This is a genomic window from Shewanella waksmanii (assembly GCF_043643685.1).
Classification (GTDB): Bacteria; Pseudomonadota; Gammaproteobacteria; order Enterobacterales; family Shewanellaceae; genus Shewanella; species Shewanella waksmanii_A.
Window position 1 is genome coordinate 215,390 of record NZ_JBHZSN010000002.1, and the last position, 22,055, is coordinate 237,444.

General features: G+C 44.4%; 21 protein-coding genes. All 21 read left to right on the top strand.

Going from position 1 to position 22,055, the window contains the following annotated elements:
* Positions 1 to 89 precede the first annotated feature (89 nt).
* The 21 genes from ACHUFW_RS03820 (at position 90) to ACHUFW_RS03920 (ending at position 22,033) form a co-directional block, all read left to right on the top strand.
* On the top strand, positions 90 to 1,178 hold the full coding sequence (locus tag ACHUFW_RS03820) for a sensor histidine kinase (RefSeq protein ID WP_394200734.1): 1,089 nt from the start codon (positions 90 to 92) through the stop codon (positions 1,176 to 1,178).
* Positions 1,171 to 2,517 carry a sigma-54-dependent transcriptional regulator gene (locus ACHUFW_RS03825; protein WP_394200736.1) on the top strand — a complete coding sequence of 449 codons (1,347 nt, stop codon included), beginning with the start codon at positions 1,171 to 1,173 and terminating at the stop codon, positions 2,515 to 2,517. The genes ACHUFW_RS03820 and ACHUFW_RS03825 overlap by 8 nt, the downstream gene beginning before the upstream one ends.
* A 253-nt stretch (positions 2,518 to 2,770) precedes the next feature.
* Entirely contained in the window at positions 2,771 to 3,103 is a 333-nt protein-coding gene (gene fliE, locus ACHUFW_RS03830; protein WP_394200737.1) for a flagellar hook-basal body complex protein FliE, read from the top strand.
* Between the two features lie 71 nt (positions 3,104 to 3,174).
* Positions 3,175 to 4,872, top strand: a complete 1,698-nt coding sequence (fliF, locus tag ACHUFW_RS03835; RefSeq protein WP_394201128.1) for a flagellar basal-body MS-ring/collar protein FliF — start codon at positions 3,175 to 3,177, stop codon at positions 4,870 to 4,872.
* Positions 4,865 to 5,908 carry a flagellar motor switch protein FliG gene (gene fliG / locus ACHUFW_RS03840; RefSeq protein ID WP_394200739.1) on the top strand — a complete coding sequence of 348 codons (1,044 nt, stop codon included), beginning with the start codon at positions 4,865 to 4,867 and terminating at the stop codon, positions 5,906 to 5,908. Before fliF ends, fliG begins: the two co-directional genes overlap by 8 nt.
* A 2-nt stretch (positions 5,909 to 5,910) precedes the next feature.
* Entirely contained in the window at positions 5,911 to 6,924 is a 1,014-nt protein-coding gene (gene fliH / locus ACHUFW_RS03845; RefSeq protein WP_394200740.1) for a flagellar assembly protein FliH, read from the top strand.
* Complete coding sequence (fliI, locus tag ACHUFW_RS03850) at positions 6,905 to 8,245, top strand: flagellar protein export ATPase FliI (RefSeq protein ID WP_394201130.1); 1,341 nt, start codon at positions 6,905 to 6,907, stop codon at positions 8,243 to 8,245. The genes fliH and fliI overlap by 20 nt, the downstream gene beginning before the upstream one ends.
* 15 nt (positions 8,246 to 8,260) lie before the next feature.
* Positions 8,261 to 8,707 carry a flagellar export protein FliJ gene (gene fliJ / locus ACHUFW_RS03855; protein ID WP_394200742.1) on the top strand — a complete coding sequence of 149 codons (447 nt, stop codon included), beginning with the start codon at positions 8,261 to 8,263 and terminating at the stop codon, positions 8,705 to 8,707.
* Between the two features lie 556 nt (positions 8,708 to 9,263).
* Entirely contained in the window at positions 9,264 to 10,919 is a 1,656-nt protein-coding gene (locus tag ACHUFW_RS03860) for a flagellar hook-length control protein FliK (RefSeq protein WP_394200743.1), read from the top strand.
* Positions 10,920 to 10,987: 68 nt separating this feature from the next.
* Positions 10,988 to 11,506, top strand: a complete 519-nt coding sequence (gene fliL / locus ACHUFW_RS03865) for a flagellar basal body-associated protein FliL (RefSeq protein ID WP_394200744.1) — start codon at positions 10,988 to 10,990, stop codon at positions 11,504 to 11,506.
* 37 nt (positions 11,507 to 11,543) lie between these two features.
* Entirely contained in the window at positions 11,544 to 12,572 is a 1,029-nt protein-coding gene (fliM, locus tag ACHUFW_RS03870) for a flagellar motor switch protein FliM (RefSeq protein ID WP_394200745.1), read from the top strand.
* 51 nt (positions 12,573 to 12,623) lie between these two features.
* Complete coding sequence (fliN, locus tag ACHUFW_RS03875) at positions 12,624 to 13,007, top strand: flagellar motor switch protein FliN (protein ID WP_394200746.1); 384 nt, start codon at positions 12,624 to 12,626, stop codon at positions 13,005 to 13,007.
* Between the two features lie 8 nt (positions 13,008 to 13,015).
* On the top strand, positions 13,016 to 13,396 hold the full coding sequence (fliO, locus tag ACHUFW_RS03880) for a flagellar biosynthetic protein FliO (RefSeq protein ID WP_394200748.1): 381 nt from the start codon (positions 13,016 to 13,018) through the stop codon (positions 13,394 to 13,396).
* Entirely contained in the window at positions 13,393 to 14,139 is a 747-nt protein-coding gene (gene fliP / locus ACHUFW_RS03885; protein WP_394200749.1) for a flagellar type III secretion system pore protein FliP, read from the top strand. The genes fliO and fliP overlap by 4 nt, the downstream gene beginning before the upstream one ends.
* A gap of 8 nt (positions 14,140 to 14,147) precedes the next feature.
* Complete coding sequence (locus ACHUFW_RS03890) at positions 14,148 to 14,417, top strand: flagellar biosynthetic protein FliQ (RefSeq protein ID WP_394200751.1); 270 nt, start codon at positions 14,148 to 14,150, stop codon at positions 14,415 to 14,417.
* A gap of 53 nt (positions 14,418 to 14,470) precedes the next feature.
* Positions 14,471 to 15,268 (top strand): flagellar biosynthetic protein FliR, encoded by a 798-nt coding sequence (gene fliR / locus ACHUFW_RS03895; protein WP_394200752.1) that lies wholly within the window; start codon positions 14,471 to 14,473, stop codon positions 15,266 to 15,268.
* Positions 15,268 to 16,401, top strand: a complete 1,134-nt coding sequence (gene flhB, locus ACHUFW_RS03900) for a flagellar biosynthesis protein FlhB (protein WP_394200753.1) — start codon at positions 15,268 to 15,270, stop codon at positions 16,399 to 16,401. The genes fliR and flhB overlap by 1 nt, the downstream gene beginning before the upstream one ends.
* Positions 16,402 to 16,941: 540 nt before the next feature.
* Positions 16,942 to 19,041, top strand: coding sequence for a flagellar biosynthesis protein FlhA (gene flhA, locus ACHUFW_RS03905; RefSeq protein ID WP_394200755.1), 2,100 nt, complete (start codon positions 16,942 to 16,944; stop codon positions 19,039 to 19,041).
* Between the two features lie 11 nt (positions 19,042 to 19,052).
* Positions 19,053 to 20,435, top strand: a complete 1,383-nt coding sequence (flhF, locus tag ACHUFW_RS03910) for a flagellar biosynthesis protein FlhF (protein WP_394200756.1) — start codon at positions 19,053 to 19,055, stop codon at positions 20,433 to 20,435.
* A 4-nt stretch (positions 20,436 to 20,439) separates the two neighbouring features.
* Entirely contained in the window at positions 20,440 to 21,321 is an 882-nt protein-coding gene (locus tag ACHUFW_RS03915; RefSeq protein ID WP_028771718.1) for a MinD/ParA family protein, read from the top strand.
* The gene (locus ACHUFW_RS03920) at positions 21,314 to 22,033 is read left to right on the top strand and encodes an RNA polymerase sigma factor FliA (protein ID WP_394200758.1); all 720 of its coding nucleotides are present in this window, start codon (positions 21,314 to 21,316) and stop codon (positions 22,031 to 22,033) included. The genes ACHUFW_RS03915 and ACHUFW_RS03920 overlap by 8 nt, the downstream gene beginning before the upstream one ends.
* The last annotated feature ends 22 nt before the right edge of the window (positions 22,034 to 22,055 follow it).

Below are 22,055 nucleotides of genomic sequence, written 5' to 3' on the forward strand. Positions count from 1 at the left end.
GCCGTTTTTGTTTGTGCATTGTCTAAAATTCTATTTTGGCCTAGTTTATGCATTCTCTCTGTCAATAGCAGAATTTTGACGGAGAGTTTATGTTGGCAGCACAGCGTGTATCTGAGCATCATGTCGTAAATCAACAGCCTAACATTAGTACCGTAGCCAATAATGATGTGGCCAATGCCAATACATCCAGTCGCATGGATCATATTTTACAAGCAATGCCTTCGGGGGTTGTGATCATCAATGGCGACGGTATGGTCACTCAAGCTAACCCAGTAGCAGTGCAGTTACTTGGACAGCCGTTAGAGGGGCTCCGCTGGATTCAGGTCATCAATCGTGCTTTCTCTCCTCAAGATGATGATGGTCATGAGGTTTCATTAAAAAATGGTCGCCGTGTCAAGCTGGCGATCACGCCATTAACGCCTGAGCCGGGTCAGCTTATTGTATTAACCGATTTAACAGAAACGCGTTTACTGCAAAAAAACGTGTCTCATATGCAACGTTTGTCAGCGCTTGGAAAAATGGTGGCGACCTTAGCACATCAAGTGCGAACACCACTATCCGCCGCCCTGTTGTATGCGTCTAACCTTGGCAGTAATAAACTCGATCAACGCGGCCGAGCGCGATTTCAGGGTAAATTGATCGATAGGCTGAATGAGTTAGAGCAGCAGGTCAATGATATGTTGTTGATGGCTAAAGGGCGTCAGCAAGAACATATGGTGCCTGTGTTAATGGACGATATCATCAATAGTGTGGTCGCTAACTGTGAACCTATTGCCCAGAAGAAGGCTTGCCAGTTAACCGTGCTAGGTGATGGGCAGCAACTTATCAATGCTAATGCATCAACTTTGAGCTCTGCAATAAATAACCTAGTGATTAATAGTATTGAGGCTGGTGCCACCCGTATTGCCTTACAGGTTGAACAAGAGCATCACCATGTGAGCTTACATGTTATTGATAACGGTAAAGGCTTAGATGCCACGATGCAAAAACAGGTGCTAGAACCTTTTTATACCACTAAGGCGCAAGGAACAGGGCTTGGCCTTGCTGTCGTGCAATCTGTGGTGACCAATCATGACGGTAAGTTTGATTTTCATTGCGTCAAGGGCAAAGGCTGTAAAGCCTCCTTATATTTGCCATTGATTGAGAACACTTGTTCTGAGGAGAGTAGCCATGTCTGAAGGTAAAATCTTATTGGTTGAAGATGATTGCGCATTAAGAGAAGCCTTAGTGGATACCTTATTGCTAGCTCAGTATGAGTGCGATGATGTCGGCTCTGCAGAAGAAGCCATCATCTACTTGAAAAATAACAGCTATGACTTAGTTGTTAGCGATGTTCAAATGGATGGCATTGGCGGTATTGGCTTGTTGCAATATATTGGCCAGCATCATAGTCAATTACCTTTATTGCTGATGACCGCCTATGCGACTATCGATAATGCCGTAAATGCGATTAAACAAGGGGCAGTGGATTATCTTGCCAAACCTTTTGCACCTGAAGTTCTGCTTAATCAGGTATCACGTTATATTCAACCAGCCGTTACCGAAGATAGCCCGGTTGTTGCAGATGATAAAAGCCTAAACTTACTCAATTTAGCGACCAAAGTCGCGGCCTCCGATGCGTCAGTGATGATCATGGGTCCAAGTGGTTCAGGTAAAGAGGTGTTAGCTAGATTTATTCATAGCAATAGCCCAAGAAAGCATGCGCCTTTTGTCGCCATTAACTGTGCAGCAATTCCCGAAAATATGCTTGAAGCGACTTTATTTGGTTATGAAAAGGGGGCTTTTACTGGTGCAGTACAAGCGTGTCCTGGTAAGTTTGAACAAGCCCAAGGCGGTACCCTACTGCTTGATGAAATATCTGAAATGGATTTGGGGTTACAGGCGAAATTACTGCGAGTGTTGCAAGAGCGAGAAGTAGAAAGGTTAGGCGGCAGGAAAACCATCAAACTTGATGTGCGCGTGCTAGCAACATCAAATCGTGACCTCAAAGCAGCAGCAACCAACGGTGAGTTTAGAGAGGATCTTTTTTATCGTATTAATGTATTTCCGTTGACGTGGCCGGCATTAAATCAACGTCCTGCGGATATATTACCCTTAGCGCGTCATCTGTTGCAGCGTCATGGACAAAGAAGTGGCTTGAATCATATGCCCGAGATAGATGAGGCAGCAACCAGAAGATTGTTGACCCACCGGTGGCCGGGCAATGTGCGAGAGCTTGATAACGTCATACAGCGCGCACTGATTTTACATAGCGGAGATACTATAGGTGCAGGTGACATTATTCTCGATACGCAAGATTGTGAATTGGAGCAGCATTTTGACGTGTCACCGAGCGCGCTTGAAGCTGAAGGCTTGGGTGATGAGCTCAAAGCCAAAGAGCACGTGATTATTTTAGAGACACTTAATCAGTGTAATGGCAGCCGTAAAGCCGTAGCAGAAAAGCTGGGGATTAGCGCAAGGACGTTACGATATAAAATGGCAAAAATGCGTGACCTAGGTATTCAAATTCCGGCATAGGTATTCAAATTCCAGTATAGGTAGCTAAATACCAGCATAGTCATAAAAAGGTTGTAATCAGGCAGCGTGCGAGCACGCACCTGATCCCCTATCTTAAATCAACAAATCCATAGTCCTGTCGGTCTCTACTTCACTCCATATAAAAGGTAGGGGCAGCAGGACTCTGCCCGTCTAAATAAAAGTTGGCAAGCTAATTGCTTCATTGATGGTAAGTAATCAATATTCGTCAAAATCACGACGAAAGGAGCTTCAAATGCAGATTGGTGCCAATTCATTATTACAAGAAATGCAATCTCTTAGCGGTGAGATCAAACCGTCTGGCATGTCTACCGGTATCACTCAGCAAGTGAATAACACCAGCGGCAGCGATTTTGGACAGCTGCTGTCACAAGCGGTGGGTAATGTAAACCAACTGCAAGCCAACTCGTCTTCTTTAGCAACACGCCTCGATATGGGTGATACCACAGTGACATTGTCAGAGACGGTGATTGCCAGAGAAAAAGCCAGCGTTGCTTTTGAGGCGACAGTGCAGGTGAGAAACAAGTTGGTTGAAGCTTACAAAGAGATAATGAGCATGCCTGTATAGGTGGCTTATAAAATTTACTCTCGGCGCAATGATTTAATTTTTAAGAGCAGGTATCTATTGTGAGTACGGATATGGTGGTAGGGAATAACGCTGGCACAGCAGACACAACTTTGGCTGGTGGCGTTCAAGAAGAGCATAAACCTGGTGGCATTGGCAGTTTTGGCAGTGTCGATATGCTCCGTCAAATCACGATGATTTTGGCATTAGCCATTTGTTTAGCGCTTGCTGTTTTTGTCATGCTTTGGGCCCAAGAGCCTGAGTATCGACCACTTGGGAAGATGGACACCCAAGAGATGGTTCAAGTACTCGACGTGTTAGATAAAAACAAAGTTAAATATCAAATCGATGTGGATGTCATTAAAGTCGCCGAAGATCGCTACCAAGATGTCAAAATGATGCTAAGTCGTGCAGGCCTTGATAATAACGAAGCCGCCAATGATTACCTTAACCAAAACAGTGGTTTTGGTGTTTCTCAACGTATGGAGCAAGCACGATTAAAGCATAGCCAAGAGCAGAATTTAGCCCGCACTATTGAAGAGTTGCGCAGTGTAACTCGTGCAAAAGTCATTCTCGCCATTCCTAAGGAAAATGTCTTTGCCAGAAACCGATCAAAACCCAGTGCAACAGTTGTGGTTAGCACTCGCCGAGTGGGATTAGGCCAAGAAGAAGTAGATTCTATTGTTGATATTGTTGCGTCAGCAGTTCATGGCTTAGAGCCTGCGAGAGTCACAGTGACAGATGCCAATGGCCGCTTACTTAATTCTGGTAGTCAAACAGAAGTGTCTGCGCGTGCAAGACGTGAACTAGAAATTGTGCAGCAAAAAGAAGCTGAGTATCGCAATAAAGTTGAGTCTATATTGATGCCGATTCTGGGGCCAGAAAACTTCACCTCTCAAGTTGATGTGAATATGGACTTCACCGCGGTTGAGCAAACAGCAAAACGTTATAACCCAGATTTGCCGGCCATTCGGAGTGAGATGACCGTCGAGAATAACGCCAGTGGCGGTACTATTGGTGGTATTCCTGGTGCTTTAACCAATCAACCTCCTATGGAGTCTAATATTCCTCAAGATGCGCTAAATCCAGAAGAGATGAGTGAGAGTACGGGGAGTAGTCATCGAGAAGCAACACGCAATTATGAGTTAGATACCACCATTAGCCATACACGTCAGCAAATTGGCGTTGTGCGTAGAGTGAGTGTTTCTGTTGCGGTTGATTTTAAAACCGGCGCCGCAGCTGAAGATGGACAAGTAAGCCGTGTTCCTCGCACTGAACAGGAACTAGCTAATATTCGTCGCTTGTTAGAAGGTGCGGTTGGTTTTAACGGTCAACGTGGTGACATGATTGAAGTGGTGACCGTGCCCTTTATGGATCAACTTGTTGAGGAGGTGCCAGCACCTGAACTTTGGGAGCAACCATGGTTTTGGCGTGCCGCACGTCTACTAATGGGTGGGTTGGTGATTTTAGCGCTGATTGTGTTCGTCGTAAGACCAATGTTGAAACGCTTAATTTATCCAGATACTGAAAAAATGCCTGATGAGCCCACATTGGGTGATGAGCTTGCGGAAATTGAAGATCAATATGCAGCAGATACATTAGGTATGCTTAATCGCCCTGAAGCTGAGTATAGCTATGCTGATGATGGCTCAATTTTAATACCTGATCTTCATAAAGATGATGATATGATTAAGGCAATACGGGCATTAGTGGCTAATGAGCCTGAACTATCGACACAAGTCGTGAAAGGTTGGTTACAAGACAATGAGTGAAGAAACCGGTGAACTAACAGTGGCAGCAGGCTTCAATACCGATGATTTAACCGGTATTGAAAAGACGGCGATTTTGTTACTCAGTTTAAGTGAAGCTGATGCTGCATCAATTTTGAAGCACTTGGAGCCTAAACAAGTGCAGAAAGTCGGTATGGCGATGGCCGCCATGCAAGACTTTGGGCAAGAGAAAGTCATTGGCGTGCACAAGCTGTTTCTTGATGAAGTACAAAAATACTCTTCTATTGGTTTCAACAGTGAAGAGTTTGTCCGTAAAGCCTTGACCGCCGCGTTGGGTGAAGATAAAGCCGGTAATTTGATTGAACAAATCATTATGGGTGGCGGTGCTAAAGGTCTTGAGTCACTGAAATGGATGGATGCAAGACAGGTTGCAACGATTATTCAAAATGAGCACCCGCAAATTCAAACGATCGTGCTTTCCTATCTTGAGCCAGACCAGGCGGCAGAAATTTTTGCCCAAGCACCTGAAAATACTCGTTTGGATTTGATGATGCGTATCGCTAACCTTGAAGAAGTTCAACCAGCGGCATTGCAAGAACTCAATGACATTATGGAGAAACAATTTGCGGGCCAAGGCGGCGCGCAAGCGGCGAAGATGGGCGGCTTAAAAGCGGCTGCTAACATCATGAACTACCTTGACACCGGTGTTGAAAGTCAGTTGATGGAAACAATGCGCGAATCTGATGAGGAGATGGCGCAGCAAATACAAGACCTGATGTTTGTATTTGAAAACTTGGCTGACGTAGACGATTTGGGTATTCAGGTGTTACTCCGTGAAGTACAGCAAGATGTGTTGATGAAAGCGCTTAAGGGCGCAGACGATCAACTTAAAGAGAAAATCTTGGGCAATATGTCCAAACGTGCAGCAGAGCTATTGAAAGACGATTTAGAAGCGATGGGGCCAATTCGTATCAGTGAAGTTGAAGTGGCACAAAAAGAGATCTTATCTATTGCACGTCGTCTCAGCGATGCGGGTGAAATTATGCTTGGCGGTGGCGGCGGAGAAGAGTTCTTATAACTATGGCTAATGATGGTGATAAAGCGCAAAAAGCTGCGACGGTAGTGCAAGATGACAGCGAATTTCATCATTGGCATATTCCCGACGTTACCCAGAAAGTCCCAGAAGATACGCTTAATGCTTTTGGGCGTAAACATGCTGTCCGTGAAGTGGTCGATGAACCTGAAGCCATCTTACCGCCAACATTAGCTGAAATTGAGCAGATCCGCGCCGAAGCCGAAGAAGAAGGCTTTGCCGATGGTCAACAAAAAGGTTATGTAGAAGGTGTCGAGAAAGGTCGACTGGCGGGCTTGGAGGAAGGCCATCAACAAGGGTTTGAGCAAGGTAAAGAGCAAGGGTTACAAGAGGGCTTAAACCAAGCTAAACAACTGATCGAACAATTTAACGCTTTGCTCAGTCAGTTTGAGGCGCCGTTAAGTCTGCTCGATACCGAAATAGAACAAGAGATGGTGAATTTAAGCCGAGCGCTAGCGCGGTCTGTTATTGGCCATGAGTTGCATACCCACCCAGAACACATTTTGTCAGCGTTAAGACAAGGTGTTGACTCCCTGCCGATTAAAGAGCAGAAAATAAATATTCGTTTGCACCCCGATGATCTAGCCATCGTACATTCCCTGTATGACCAAGCACAATTAGATAAGAATCAATGGCAATTAGAAGCTGACCCTAGCTTAACTGCAGGTGATTGCGTGATTGATAGCCAACGCAGTAGCGTCGATATGCGTCTTCAGACACGAATGGATGCAGTGTTGAGCGATATAGATGGTCATTATGAAAGACTTGAGTTAGAAAAGCAGTCAAAGCAGCAGGCGATAGAGCAGACAGTACCTTCTGCAGTGGAGGCTTCATCACAAACAACTGATGAGATACTTGCTGAATCAAGTCCTAAGGATGTGAGTGTTAATGACATGCAAGTTGATACGGACAATAGCAGCGAAACGCTTGGTGCACCAGACTTAGTCAAAAATGATACAAGCGAATTAAAAGGCAGTGATGATGAAGTCCCGCCAGCTTAAGTTGCTTAACCAGTTGAAGCAATATACCGAGAAAACACCTCGTTATGTTGCTGAAGCTAGTGGCCAGCTAGTACGAGTTGTAGGTTTAACGCTTGAAGCTTCAGGTTGCCGCGCATCGGTCGGGAGTCTATGTAGCATCGAAACCATCAGCGGTGACTTAATTGCTGAAGTGATTGGCTTTGATGACAAGCTGTTGTACCTGATGCCGATTGAAGAACTAAGCGGTGTGTTACCAGGCGCGAAAGTGACACCGCTAGGTGAGCAAGCGGGAATACCTGTAGGGCTATCACTGTTAGGGCGGGTATTAGATGGCAATGGTCAGCCATTAGATGGTGCTGGCCCTTTGCATACTGACCAACATGCTTCGCGCCAAGCTGCAGCTATCAACCCGTTGGCTCGACGAGCAATTACTGAGCCTTTAGATGTGGGTGTACGGGCAATTAACGCCATGTTAACCGTAGGCAAAGGCCAACGAATGGGGCTTTTTGCAGGCTCTGGTGTGGGTAAAAGTGTGCTATTGGGGATGATGACCCGGGGGACTACAGCAGATGTGATTGTTGTTGGTCTAGTGGGCGAACGTGGCCGTGAGGTTAAAGAGTTTATTGAAGAGATTCTAGGTGATGAAGGGCGCGCTCGTTCAGTTGTCGTTGCTGCGCCTGCAGACACATCACCATTAATGCGTTTGCGCGCCTGTGAAACTTCAACCAGAATCGCTGAGTATTTTCGTGATTTAGGTTACAACGTATTGTTACTCATGGATAGTTTAACGCGTTATGCCCAAGCACAACGTGAGATTGCATTAGCGGTTGGTGAGCCTCCGGCTACCAAAGGCTATCCACCTTCTGTATTTGCCAAATTGCCTAAGTTAGTTGAGCGTGCTGGTAATGGTGGCAGCGAGCAAGGATCGATAACTGCCTTTTATACCGTGCTAACGGAAGGCGATGACCTTCAAGATCCCATCGCAGATGCCGCAAGGGCGATTTTGGATGGACACATCGTATTATCACGTACTTTGGCCGATTCTGGCCATTATCCAGCAATTGATGTTGAAGCCTCTATTAGCCGGGTCGCGCCAATGGTGATTAGTGCTGAGCATTTAGAATCTATGCGACGGGTTAAGCAAGTTTATTCATTATATCAACAAAATAAGGATTTGATTTCTATTGGCGCTTACACGCAAGGTAGTGATCCAAGGATTGATAACGCTATTCGATTACAACCTGCCATGAACGCATTTTTGCGTCAAACGATGAAAGAGGCCATTACTTTTGATAGTAGTGAGCTGATGCTGACGCAATTGGGAGCGCAATGCCAAACTTAGGCTTGCTGAGCAATAATGGCTAAGACTGATCCGTTACAAACAGTACTTAAATTGGCAACCGAAGCTGAAGAGCAGGCGGCGTTGCAGTTAAGAAGTGCACGGCTTGATCTGCAAAAGTCTCAGTCCCAATTATCAGCGCTGCAAAATTATCGATTAGACTATATGAAGCAGATGGAAGGTCAACAAGGTCGGCAAATTAGCGCAAGTTATTATCATCAGTTTCATCAATTCGTGCGTCAAATAGATGATGCGATTGCTAAGCAACATCTGGGAGTAGCCGAAGCTGATAAGCAAGTGCAATATCGACAAAACCATTGGCAAGAAAAACAGCAAAAACGAAAAGCAGTAGAGCTGCTATTAGAAAAAAAAGCCCAGCAACAAGCACATAAAGCCCATAAAACTGAACAGAAAATGTTTGATGAATTTGCCTCTCAGCAATACTTTAGGCAAACACGTCGCTAGGGCGTGTTGAACATTCGAGCTGATTTTTGCTTAGCTTGCTAGGGGCATACCGCTCCTTCTGTTCATAAAGCTTTTGACTAGGTCCTGCCACTCGAACAAAAGTCAGCCGCGAAAGTACGACACGCCCTGCTTAATAGCATATCAATTTGTAATACCAATCGTCATAAAGATGTGATCGCTCAGCGAGAGTTTAGCGCTTCTGAGACAAGGTAACGAATGAAGGGCATAGTTATTCTAGGTTCAAGTTCGTTTACATAGTATCAGAAGCGCTAAAACTCGCCCTTTGGGCTTTTTTGGCTGCCTACTTCTTCGTTGAATAACTTCCCAATAGAGTCACTATTACTTAAGTTATTCGTCTCGAACTAGTTTGCCCAAAATAGCTCTGAGTAGATCACTTTCTTATGCCGATTGGTATAATCGCTCTCCCAATCGCCTCTATTTGGCATCATATTTGCTTTGTTCTTTAATATTGCCGCCCAGCATGTATGGGTTTTTGACACTGTTTGAAACACTGCAGCTCGTAATCACTGGTGTCTGCGGAGGAATTATGTCCCAAATGAACAATATTTTACTGTCGAATTCAGACTCAAACACCGAGAGCGGTGCAGAAAAGCTTGCGATTAAGTCTAATGACTTCAGTGGCACGGAGCGCAGTGAAACCAGCAGTAAACCGTCGAAAAATAGCGATTTTTCCTTTGCAATGGAGCAGGCCCGCAAAGGGGAAAGTAAAGTGGTGACTCGTCAAACTGTCGCTGATCCGAAAGAGAAAGTTGCTGTTGAAGATCTTGCGACGGCTGATGAAGCAGAGCAACAGGTTTTGGATAGTGAGTCTCAAGACGCTGCAGATATTGATTTAGTGTTATCGCAAATTACTTTGGCAAATTCAGTTGCAGCGGAAGAACAGATAAACCAAAGCGGCGAAGAATTGCCGCAAGCTGATGACGATGGTCAACTAGTGTCAATGCAATTACTTGAAAGTGGCAAGCTGCTGCAAAATGATGATGCTTTGTTGACGTTGATTTCCGCGCAAACCGGTATGCCGAAAGAAGAACTTATTGCACTGCCGCCTAAAGAGTTTTTACAGCTAGTCAGTCAGTTAAATGTCAGTCAGCTAAATGTCAGTCAGCCCAATATTGACAAGCAAGTTAATGATAAATCGATAATACTTGGTCAAGTTGTAGAGACTGATAACGACGCCAAAATAGCCTTAACGGAAAACGAGCGACAAACACTGGAAGCGGCAAAGAAAATTGCAGCTGAAAATATCGCTGTTATCGGGGCTTCAACACACAAACAACAATTAGACAGTGCAGCAACATTAAAAGCTGATGGGACTCAAGTATCGCAAGGTGGCAAAGACCACAAAACATTAATAGCTAACCAAGGCAATGCCATTAATGGTGGACAACAAAGTTCAACGATAGATAAGCCTGCTTCAACTTCTTTGGTTGCCAATATTTTAGGCGAAGATTCCACTAAAAATGTCATTTCTCAAAGCGCGTCTAATAGCAATATAGATGATGTTAGTATCAAGAAATTGGCAGGCCAAGGCGGCAATACCGTGGCAGAGCAAGTGGCTGCATCACAGCTAAAAGATGCTAAATTAGCGGTCACTATGGCGCCAAATGGCAGTTTAGATAACAGTGCCACAACGGAAGTTAAGGACACCACCAATACCACAATAGCGACGGATAACAAGCTTAATCCTTTATCAACGCCACTGCAGCAAGCTAATCGCAATGAAGTTGCTCAACTTCAGGTATCGATACGCAGTCAACATGAAGGCGCGCAGCAAATGCAGGACATGATCCAAAAATTTAGTCCGGTTATGCGTCAACAATTAGTCACCATGGTGAGCCAAGGAATTCAACACGCTGAAATTCGCCTTGATCCTCCTGAACTCGGTCACATGATGGTAAGGATTCAGGTTCAAGGTGATCAAACCCAAGTGCAATTCCAAGTCGCCCAACATCAAACTCGAGATATGGTTGAGCAAGCCATACCTAGATTAAGAGAGATGTTAGCTGAGCAGGGGATGCAGTTAACTGACAGCGATGTATCGCAACAGCAACAAGAGAGTGCTGAAGGCGACAATGAACAGGGGCAAAATGGTTATCTGAGCGGTGAAACGGATGAAAATACAGCAGAAGAAAGCATTTTGGCGCACAATCAAGCAACTACTTATCGTTCGGGTATAGATTATTACGCATAAGCAGGTAATCTATAGGTAATATTTTAGCGAAACTAGCTGAAAAAACAGAAGCGACTAGGGGATTTAAGATGGCAGAAGAAGAGTCATTGGAGCTTGAGGATAGCGAAGCGCCGAAAAGCAAAAAGAAGATTATTATTTTTGCCGTTATTGGTGTGGTTTTAGCCTTAGTCATCGCAGGTGCACTGTGGTTTTTCCTCAGTGGCGACGAGCCAACCGACACGCCAGCTGATGAAACAGCAACTGAACAAGTTGAAGAGGTTAACCAAGGTGAGGCATTTTATGTCGCAATGCCAAGACCTTTTGTGTTTAATTTGCCAGGACAAACTCGTTCACGCTTGGTCGAGATAAAAGTGCAAATGATGGTACGTGGTGCCGATGATGATGTATTGATTAAAAAGCACATTCCGCTAATTGAAGATGCATTATTAACGACCTTTAGTGGCTCGGACGAGCAAAAGCTAAGTTCGTTAGCTGGGAAAGATGAGCTACGTCAGCTGGCATTACTTAATGTGCAAAATACTTTGCAGCCTGTAACTGGCAGAAAGGTAGTTGAAAAAGTGCTTTTTACTGGTTTTGTGATGCAATGATTGATGATGTCAGTATGTGGATAATTAAGGCGTAAATGTGAGTGATCTACTAAGTCAAGACGAGATTGATGCGCTACTACACGGTGTTGATGACGTTGAAGAGGAAGATACTGGGGATAGTAGCTTAGATGCGCGCTCCTATGACTTTTCCTCACAAGATCGAATTGTTCGTGGTCGGATGCCGACACTCGAAATTGTTAATGAGCGCTTCGCAAGACATTTACGCATTAGCATGTTCAACATGATGCGTCGTGCAGCAGAAGTCTCGATTAACGGTGTGCAGATGCTCAAGTTTGGTGAGTATGTACATACGTTATTTGTACCAACTAGCCTCAACATGGTTAGGTTTAGCCCGCTTAAAGGTACGGCGTTAATTACCATGGAAGCTCGGTTAGTGTTCATTCTCGTCGATAACTTTTTCGGTGGTGATGGCCGTTTCCATGCCAAGATTGAAGGCCGAGAATTTACGCCAACGGAAAGGCGTATTGTTCAGTTACTATTGAAAATCATCTTTGAAGATTACAAAGATGCATGGGCACCGGTGATGGATGTCGAGTTCGATTATTTGGACTCTGAAGTCAACCCCGCCATGGCCAATATTGTCAGCCCAACCGAAGTCGTAGTAGTTAGTTCATTCCACATCGAAGTCGATGGTGGTGGTGGCGATTTCCATATCACTATGCCGTATTCAATGATTGAGCCTATCCGTGAGCTACTCGATGCGGGTGTGCAAAGCGATACGCAAGATACAGATATGCGCTGGTCACAAGCCCTTAAAGATGAAATCATGGACGTAGAAGTTGGCATTGATGCGACCATTGTCGAGCATGAAATGACGCTCAAAGAGGTGATGACACTTAAAGCGGGTGACGTTATTCCGGTAGAAATGCCAGAGCATATTGTTATGCGTGTTGAAGATCTGCCTACTTACCGTTGTAAATTGGGACGCAGTCGAGAAAACTTGGCATTGAGCATTAGCTCCAAAATCCCAAGACCGGAAACGGTTAAATCAGAATTGCAGTTGGTTACGCGCAAAGGTAAAGCGCGTGAGCGAAAAGAAATATAATTGATAGTGTAACGTTTATTTAAACGTGCCACAGCCAGAAGGTAATGAGAGATGAGTACAGAAGATACGGGTGATGATTGGGCAGCAGCGATGGCTGAGCAGGCTATTGAAGAAGCACAAGCTGTAGAGCTAGATGAACTAGCTAATGAGCCCGCGCCGTTGTCGGAAGATGATGCCGCAAAACTGGATGCAATCATGGATATTCCGGTGACCATTTCGATGGAAGTGGGTCGCAGTTTTATCAGTATTCGTAACTTACTACAATTGAATCAGGGCTCTGTAGTTGAACTGGATAGGGTAGCTGGTGAGCCATTAGATGTGATGGTAAATGGCACATTGATCGCACACGGTGAAGTGGTGGTTGTCAATGATAAGTTCGGTATTCGACTAACCGATGTTATTAGCCAAACTGAGCGAATTAAGAAGTTAAAGTGAGGCGATAAATGAGTATTTCTTCTTGGGCTTTTAGCACCGTAAGTGCTGCAGCTCCATCAACCGCCGCGCTAGAGAAAGAGTCCGCCATTACCACCCTGGCAAATATGTTGGGTGGATTGATCGTTGTTATTGCCATTATTTTTGTTCTCGCTTATATCGTTAAACGCCTTAAGTTAGTGCCGACAAGTCATGGACCATTGAAAACATTAGCGGTTACCCCACTAGGGCAACGAGAAAAAATGGTGCTTGTCGAAGTGGATGGCCAACAATATCTACTTGGGGTTACAGCTCAGCAAGTGAATTTAATCGATAAGCTTGAGCAACCTGTTACGATAGAGCAAGAATCCTTTGCCAGCCGATTAAGACAAGCGAAGTCATCACAATCATGAAATGGATATTAATCACTTTAGGTATTATTGCGGTTAGTTTGTCGGGAACCGTGAGTGCACAAGATGGTATTTTACCGGCGGTAACTGTGACCACCGGGCCTGATGGCTCTGCTCAATATTCGGTTACCATGCAAATATTGTTGCTGATGACGGCATTAAGCTTTTTACCGGCAATGGTCATCATGTTGACATCATTTACTCGAATCATAGTGGTGTTGTCGATTTTAAGGCAAGCCATTGGTTTACAACAAACTCCTTCAAACCAAGTGTTAATCGGCATGAGCTTATTCATGACGTTTTTTATTATGGCACCGGTTTTTGACAAGATTTACGACCAAGCTGTAAAGCCCTATATGAATGAGTCGATGAACATCGAACAAGCTTTTCATTCGGGTAAGGGGCCGCTGCGCGAATTTATGCATAGTCAAACACGTAATACTGATTTAGAAACTTTTATTGAAATTTCCGGCTACCAAGGTATTAACGAACCTGAAGATGTGCCGATGAGTGTGTTAATCCCCGCTTTTATTACCAGTGAATTGAAAACCGCTTTTCAAATTGGCTTTATGTTGTTTGTGCCGTTTTTGGTATTAGATTTAGTTGTGGCCAGTATTCTAATGGCTATGGGTATGATGATGCTCTCTCCCATGATTGTATCATTGCCGTTTAAAATAATGTTGTTTGTACTCGTTGATGGCTGGAGCTTGGTGATGGGAACCTTGGCGAACAGTTTTGGCTTGTAGAGAAGATTATGTCACCTGAAGCACTGATTGATATTTTCCGAGAAGCATTGTCAGTTATTGTGACAATTGTTTCTATGATCATTGTGCCGGGGCTAATTGTGGGTCTTGTGGTTGCGGTATTTCAAGCGGCAACCTCCATTAATGAACAGACGTTGAGTTTCCTACCTCGTTTGTTGACCACGCTGTTTGCCTTGATGATATTAGGGCATCTACTCGTACAAACCATGATGGAGTTCTTTATGGAAATGGTCAATATGATCCCCGTGGTTGTAGGTTAGTCAATGGCTTGTTGTCGATGTGTAGGCTAACCTGTCAGGCAAAGAGGTAGGCGATGGAAATTCTCATGTCTACCATCATGCAAACACTGGCCAGTTACATGTGGCCACTTTTTCGTGTTTCTAGCATGTTGATGGTGATGGCAGTTTTTGGCGCCAATACGACACCGGCTCGTGTTAGGTTGCTCCTTTCTGTGGCTATCACTTTCGCCATCGCTCCAGTGCTTCCTCCCGTAGAAAATACTGAGTTATTTGCATTAAGTGCGGTGTTTATTAGTTTGCAGCAAATACTCATTGGTGTTGCTATGGGCTTTGTCACCCTCTTAGTGATGCAAACGTTTGTATTGACAGGGCAAATTATTGGTATGCAAACCAGTTTGGGTTTTGCGTCAATGGTTGATCCTGGTTCTGGTCAGCAAACCCCTGTTATTGGTAACTTCTTCCTCCTGCTTACCACGATGATTTTTTTGGCCGTGGATGGTCATCTCACCTTGATTCGCATGTTAGTCGCCAGTTTTGAAACCATTCCGGTGTCAGATTCAGGTATTGCAGTGGCTAGCTATCGAACCTTGGCGGAATTTGGTGGCTACATGTTTGGTGCAGCGTTAACCATGTCGATTTCGGCTATTGTAGCGCTGTTATTGATTAACCTTTCATTTGGCGTCATGACGCGAGCTTCACCACAGCTGAATATTTTTGCCATCGGTTTCCCTGTGACTATGGTTAGTGGTTTGCTGATTTTATGGTTAACACTGACCCCGATTATGGCGCATTTTGATGAAGTGTGGACGGCAGCGCAAATCCTGCTTTGTAATCTTGTTGGGTTGCAGTGCCGTGTTGATGGAGGTTTCTAGTGGCAGAGAATGATAGCAGCCAAGAGAAAACCGAAGAGGCAACCCCCAGGCGAGTGCAACAGGCACGTGAAAAAGGCCAGGTTGCACGTTCAAAAGAGTTAGGCACTTCGGCGGTGTTAATGGCAGCAGCAGTGGGCTTTGCTATGTTAGGTCCGGGCCTAGCTTCTGCGCTTCATAGCATGATGGAAAATTTATTTATCATGGATCGTGCTGAAATCTATGACACTAATTCTATGTTTCTGGTTTGGGAAATTGTCGGCTCTGAACTTGCCATTCCAATGCTTACTTTAATCGTGTTTATGGCGTTAGTGGCTTTTATTGGAAATATAGTTTTAGGTGGAATTACCTTTTCTGTGCAAGCTTTTATGCCAAAGGCTAGTAAAATGAGCCCGATAGCAGGCTTTAAACGAATGTTCGGTGTGCAGGCTTTAGTTGAGCTGACAAAAGGGGTTGCGAAGTTCTCAGTTGTTGCATTAATGGCTTATTTTCTATTGAGCTATTATTTCAATGATATTTTGACACTGTCACAAGGGTATTTACCAGCAAATGTGTATGACGCATTAGATTTGTTGGTTTGGATGTTTATTGTGTTATGTTCATCCACAGTGCTTATTGTATTGATAGATGTGCCATTTCAAATTTGGAATCACAGTAAACAGCTGCGGATGACCAAACAAGAGGTCAAAGATGAGTACAAAGACACCGAAGGTAAACCTGAAGTAAAAGGAAGAGTTCGTCAGCTTCAACGAGAAATGGCGCAGCGACGGATGATGGCTGAAGTACCAAATGCTGACGTTATCGTGGTCAACCCAGAGCATTATGCGGTTGCGGTAAAGTATGATGCAGCGAAAGCGACTGCACCGTTCGTGGTAGCAAAAGGGGTAGATGATGTAGCCTTTAAAATTAGAGAAATTGCCCGTGAGCATGAAGTTGCGATTGTGTCTGCGCCGCCGTTAGCAAGGGCGATATACCATACCACTAAGATTGACCAAGAGATTCCGGAAGGGCTGTTTACTGCTGTTGCTCAGGTATTAGCCTATGTATTTCAATTGCGGCAGTTTCAAAAACATGGTGGTAAAAGGCCTACGCCTATTCCGCTTAACCAACCAATCCCTGATGACTTGAAACATTAATACACGTTGTTTCTGAGTAATTATTCCTCAAATATATCTTTATACCAATCGGCATAAGAAAGTGATCTATTCAGAGTTATTTTTGGCTAACTAATTCGAGACGAATAACTTAAGTAATAGTGGTTCTATTGGGAAGTTACTCAACGAAGAAGTAGACAGCCAAAAAAGCGCCCAAAGGGTGGGTTTTAGCACTTCTGATCCTGTGTGAACGAACTTGAACGTTGAGTAGCTATGCCTTTCATTCGTTGCAAGCCACATGGATGTGGTGAATGTCATTAATGCACGACTATAGGGATATAGAAGGTAGAGTAGCGCAGGAGCAGTTACCGAGGAGCATTTAATGACCTTGTCTCAGAAGCGCTAAACTCTCGCTGAGCGATCACATCTTTATGCTGATTGGTATCATATAAAAACAGCCACTTAATTGCGTTTTTAAATGTAATTTTGCTGAGTAAGCCGTTATAATTTACATCATTGTCCCTAGGTTGGCTTGAAAATTGCTGAATAAGGGCTAGTTGTCAAAGTTTGGACGCTTGGTGAATGGATCTTAAAGCTGGCTTAGGTCAAATAAAACAAATAAAACCTGCAACATTCAAAGGTGTTGGGACACCTCTGCTAGTTCTAGCTGCACTGGCGATGATTGTGCTTCCGATGCCAGCATTCCTGTTGGATATTCTGTTTTCTTTTAACATTGCACTGGCATTGGTCGTTTTATTGGTGGCCATTTATACCGATAGACCACTCGACTTTGCTGCGTTTCCGAGTGTGTTGCTAGTGGCAACCTTGCTGAGATTGGCGCTCAATGTTGCCTCTACACGGGTGGTGTTACTTGAAGGTCACAATGGTGGTGACGCCGCGGGTAAGGTGATTGAAGCCTTTGGTAGCGTGGTAATTGGCGGTAACTATGCTGTTGGTCTTGTTGTGTTTTTAATCCTAATTATCATTAACTTTGCGGTTGTGACTAAAGGTGCTGGCCGTATTTCTGAAGTTAGTGCTCGCTTTACACTTGATGCAATGCCAGGCAAGCAGATGGCGATTGATGCTGACTTAAATGCGGGGATATTAAATCAAGAACAGGCTCGGGTGAGACGCGCGGAAGTCACCAAAGAAGCGGACTTTTACGGGGCGATGGATGGTGCTTCTAAATTTGTGAAAGGTGATGCTATTGCCGGTATCTTAATTCTAGTCATCAACATTCTTGGTGGCTTTGTTATCGGTATGGTTCAGCATGATTTAGACTTCTCATCAGCGGTTGAGATATACACCTTATTGACCATTGGTGATGGCCTAGTGGCGCAAATACCTGGGCTATTGTTGTCAATTGCAGCTGCATTGATGGTAACAAGACAAAACGAATCTGGTGATATGGGCCAGATGATGATGAGCCAAATGTTTGACAATCCTAAGTCTCTTGCGATTGCTGCAAGTGTACTTTTGATTATGGGTATTGTACCGGGCATGCCACATTTTGCGTTCTTATCGTTTGGGTTAATCACGGCAGCGGTCGCTTATTATATTCATCGTAAGAAAGAAAAAGAGCGTGAAACCGCACTCGAACAGGCTAAGAATGCCCCTGCAACCCCTGCAGATGCTAAACCCAAAGAGCTCAGCTGGGACGATGTACAACATGTTGATACTATTGGCTTAGAAGTCGGCTATCGTTTGATACCTTTGGTTGATAAAGGTCAAGGTGGTGAATTGCTTGGCCGCATTAAAGGGGTGCGTAAAAAATTATCGCAGGAGTTGGGCTTCTTGGTGCCTGCAGTGCATATTCGCGATAATCTTGATTTAGCACCGAATATGTATCGAATCTCCTTAATGGGCGTTGCTTCAGGTGAGGCTGAAATTCGACATGATTGCGAACTCGCCATTAACCCAGGGCAAGTTTATGGAGCGTTAGATGGTGTTGCGACCACAGACCCCGCATTCGGATTGGAGGCTGTGTGGATTGCTCCTGAGTTGCGAGAACATGCACAAACCTTAGGTTACACGGTCGTTGATGCAGCAACGGTTGTTGCCACGCACTTAAGCCAGCTGCTTACCAATAATGCCTCGAAGCTATTGGGTTATGAAGAAGTGCAGCAATTAATGGATATGTTGGCTAAGCATTCACCGAAACTGGTTGATGGCTTTATCCCTGATGTGATGCCATTAGGTACGGTAGTGAAGGTAATGCAAAACTTGCTCAATGAGGGTGTCTCTATCCGAGACATGAAGACCATTGTCCAAACATTATTAGAATACGGTGCCAAGAGCACTGATACTGAGGTATTAACTGCAGCAGTGCGTATTGCACTCAAACGTATGATTGTGCAAGAAATCAGCGGCCCTGAGGCAGAAATCCCTGTCATTACTTTGGCGCCAGAGTTGGAACAGATGTTGCATCAGTCAATGCAAGCGACGGGCGGCGAAGGTCCTAACATAGAACCTAGCCTGGCAGAGCGGATGCAAAAGTCGTTATTAGACGCATCGCAACGCCAAGAAATGGTGGGTCAGCCTGCTATCTTGCTCACATCGGGTATGTTGCGTTCGACATTGTCACGCTTTGTTAAACATACCATTCCTAATCTCAGGGTGATCTCATATCAAGAGGTGCCTGATGAAAAGCAAATACGTATCGTATCTGCAGTTGGTCAGTAGAGGGTTTGTAAGTGAAAATTAAACGATTTCTTGCAAAAGACATGCGCGCAGCACTTGCTCAAGTGAAAGAGACACTAGGGTCAGATGCGGTGATTATGTCAAATAAAAAGGTCGCTGGTGGTATCGAGATTGTTGCCGCAGTTGACTACGATGAGCCAAAGCCTAAAGCTCAAGAAAAACCCGCTGCGCAACCTGCATTTATGAACCTTGCAGAGGAGCAGGTTTCTATAGGCTCCCAAGCGATTAAAGCGGAATCTCGCGCCAAATCAACTCCGCCAGCAGACTCTTTGCAGGCCTTGCTTGAAAGGCAGCAGAGCCGAGTTAACCAACATGTCGGTAATGTTGATCAAGAGCTTGACATGCCTGAGTGGGCCAAAGGATTAAGCGCTGCTGTTGAAGAGACTAAGCCTGTTCAACCTAAGCTTGATGAGACCCGATATGTCAGTAAGCCCCAAGCTAAAGATAATAGCCAAGAGTTTGAGCTGATGCGTGAGGAGCTTGCTTCACTAAGAGATTTATTAACTCATCAAGTCACTTCACTGATGTCGGAGCAAAAAAAGCGCACCGATCCTGTTGGGGCGATGCTTGAAAGTCGTCTGTTAGAAGCAGAGTTTTCTGCAGATGTTGCCAAGAAGCTGTCTGCGCTTAGCGAACATTATCAACCTGCAGAGCTGGTTAGAACCCTGCCACAGAGCCTAGCTAATATGCTCGATAATCAAGGTGATGACATCGTTAGACAAGGTGGCGTGGTGGCATTTGTTGGTCCAACAGGTGTGGGTAAGACTACGAGTGTGGCCAAATTAGCGGCGCGATTTGCTGCAAAACATGGCTCAGATCAAGTCGCATTAATTACAACGGATCATTATCGTATTGGAGCCTTTGAGCAATTGGCAACCTATGGCAAAATAATGGGGTGCCCAGTGAAACAGGCTCATGATCTTAATGAATTAGAACAGATACTTTATCAATATCGTAATCGCAAGCTAGTATTGATAGATACAGCTGGAATGGGTCAACGTGATGTGCGACTTTTTCAGCAGTTGGACAATTTAGCTGCAAATAGCAGATTACCAATTAGAAGTTATCTGGTACTGTCGTCTACAAGCCAGCGTAGAGTGTTGGAAGATGCAGTAAAACAGTTTACTAGAATACCCTTATCTGGTGCGGTGTTAACTAAACTAGATGAATCAGTGTCCTTGGCGCCGGCGTTAAGTGTTTTGATTCAAAGTGGGTTACCATTAAGTTATGTGACAGATGGCCAACGTGTACCAGAAGATATGCAAGTGGCTGATACGTTAGCGTTAGCCAACAAGGCGCTATCTGTCTTAGATAAAAAAGAACAACCTGTACAACACATTGAACGGGCTGAAAAAAGGGCCTATGCATTTGAGTAAAGCAATGACTCGGGATCAAGCAAGCGGTTTACGTATTATGAATCAACCATATAACGAAAAAGTAAAAGTAATAGCCGTAACTGGTGGTAAAGGTGGTGTTGGTAAAACCAGCGTTTCCATTAATACAGCGGTGTCGTTGGCTGAAAAGGGCAAGCGGGTTTTAGTGTTAGATGCTGACTTAGGCCTAGCAAATGTCGATGTGATGTTAGGTTTGCGCGCTGAGCGAAATTTATCACATGTGCTATCCGGTGATGCTGAATTAGATGACATTATTGTACGTGGCCCCAAAGGAATCGGCATTGTTCCAGCGACCTCAGGAACACAAGCCATGGTTGAGCTCACTCCAGCACAACATGCGGGGCTTATTCGCGCATTTAGTGAGATGCGTACGCAATTTGACGTATTGATTGTTGATACTGCAGCTGGGATTTCTGATATGGTCCTTAGCTTCTCAAGAGCATCACAAGATGTATTGGTCGTGGTGTGTGATGAACCTACATCGATTACCGATGCATACGCTTTGATCAAAATATTAAGCCGTGAGCACGGTGTCTTTAGATTCAAAATTGTTGCCAATATGGTCAGAAGTTTGCGCGAGGGCATGGAATTGTTCGCCAAACTTAGTAAAGTGACAGATCGTTTCTTAGATGTTGCGCTTGAGCTAGTAGCCACAATTCCATTTGATGAAAATTTACGTAAATCAGTGCGTAAACAAAAGTTGATTGTGGAAGCGTTTCCTAAATCACCTGCAGCTATTGCGTATCATGGTCTTGCTAATAAAATCATTAGTTGGCCTATTCCGCAGCAACCCGGTGGTCATTTAGAGTTTTTTGTCGAGCGCTTGGTGCAACGACCTGAGTATCAAGAGGACCGTGCGAGTGAGTAAAGCCGCAGCGTATACTTGTTTAGATAATAAGACGTCTATCGTAGAACAGTATGCACCGTTGGTTAAGAGAATTGCTCACCACTTAATGGCTCGCTTGCCAGCTTCGGTGCAACTAGATGACTTATTGCAAGCTGGCATGATGGGATTACTTGAAGCGTCGACAAAATTTGACGGTAGCAAAGGCGCTAAATTTGAGACCTTTGCAGGGATTCGCATTCGCGGCTCGATGCTCGATGAGATTCGCCGTGGTGATTGGGTACCGAGATCGGTACATCGCAATCAACGCCGAGTGGCTCAAGTTATCGATGAGCTTGAACAAGAGCTCGGGCGTGATGCTAAAGATAATGAAATTGCAGAAAGACTTGATATGTCATTGGATGAATACCATCATATTCTTAATGACGTATCAGTAGGAAAAGTTGTCGGTATTGAAGATCTTGGCGTATCGGTCGATGTAATATCACAGGAAGATAATTCTGAAGATGACACTTTTGACTCCTTAGCGAAACAAGAGTTTCACGAAGCCTTAGTTGAGGCAATTAAGTTATTACCCGAAAGAGATGGGCTTGTTTTGTCGCTATACTATGACGAAGCACTGAATTTGAAAGAAATTGGCGCCATTCTTGAAGTTAGTGAGTCTCGTGTTAGTCAGATATTAAGTCAGGCTATGTTGAGATTAAAAGCTAAACTAAAGCATTGGACAAACACATAATAATTACTTGAGCAATATAATT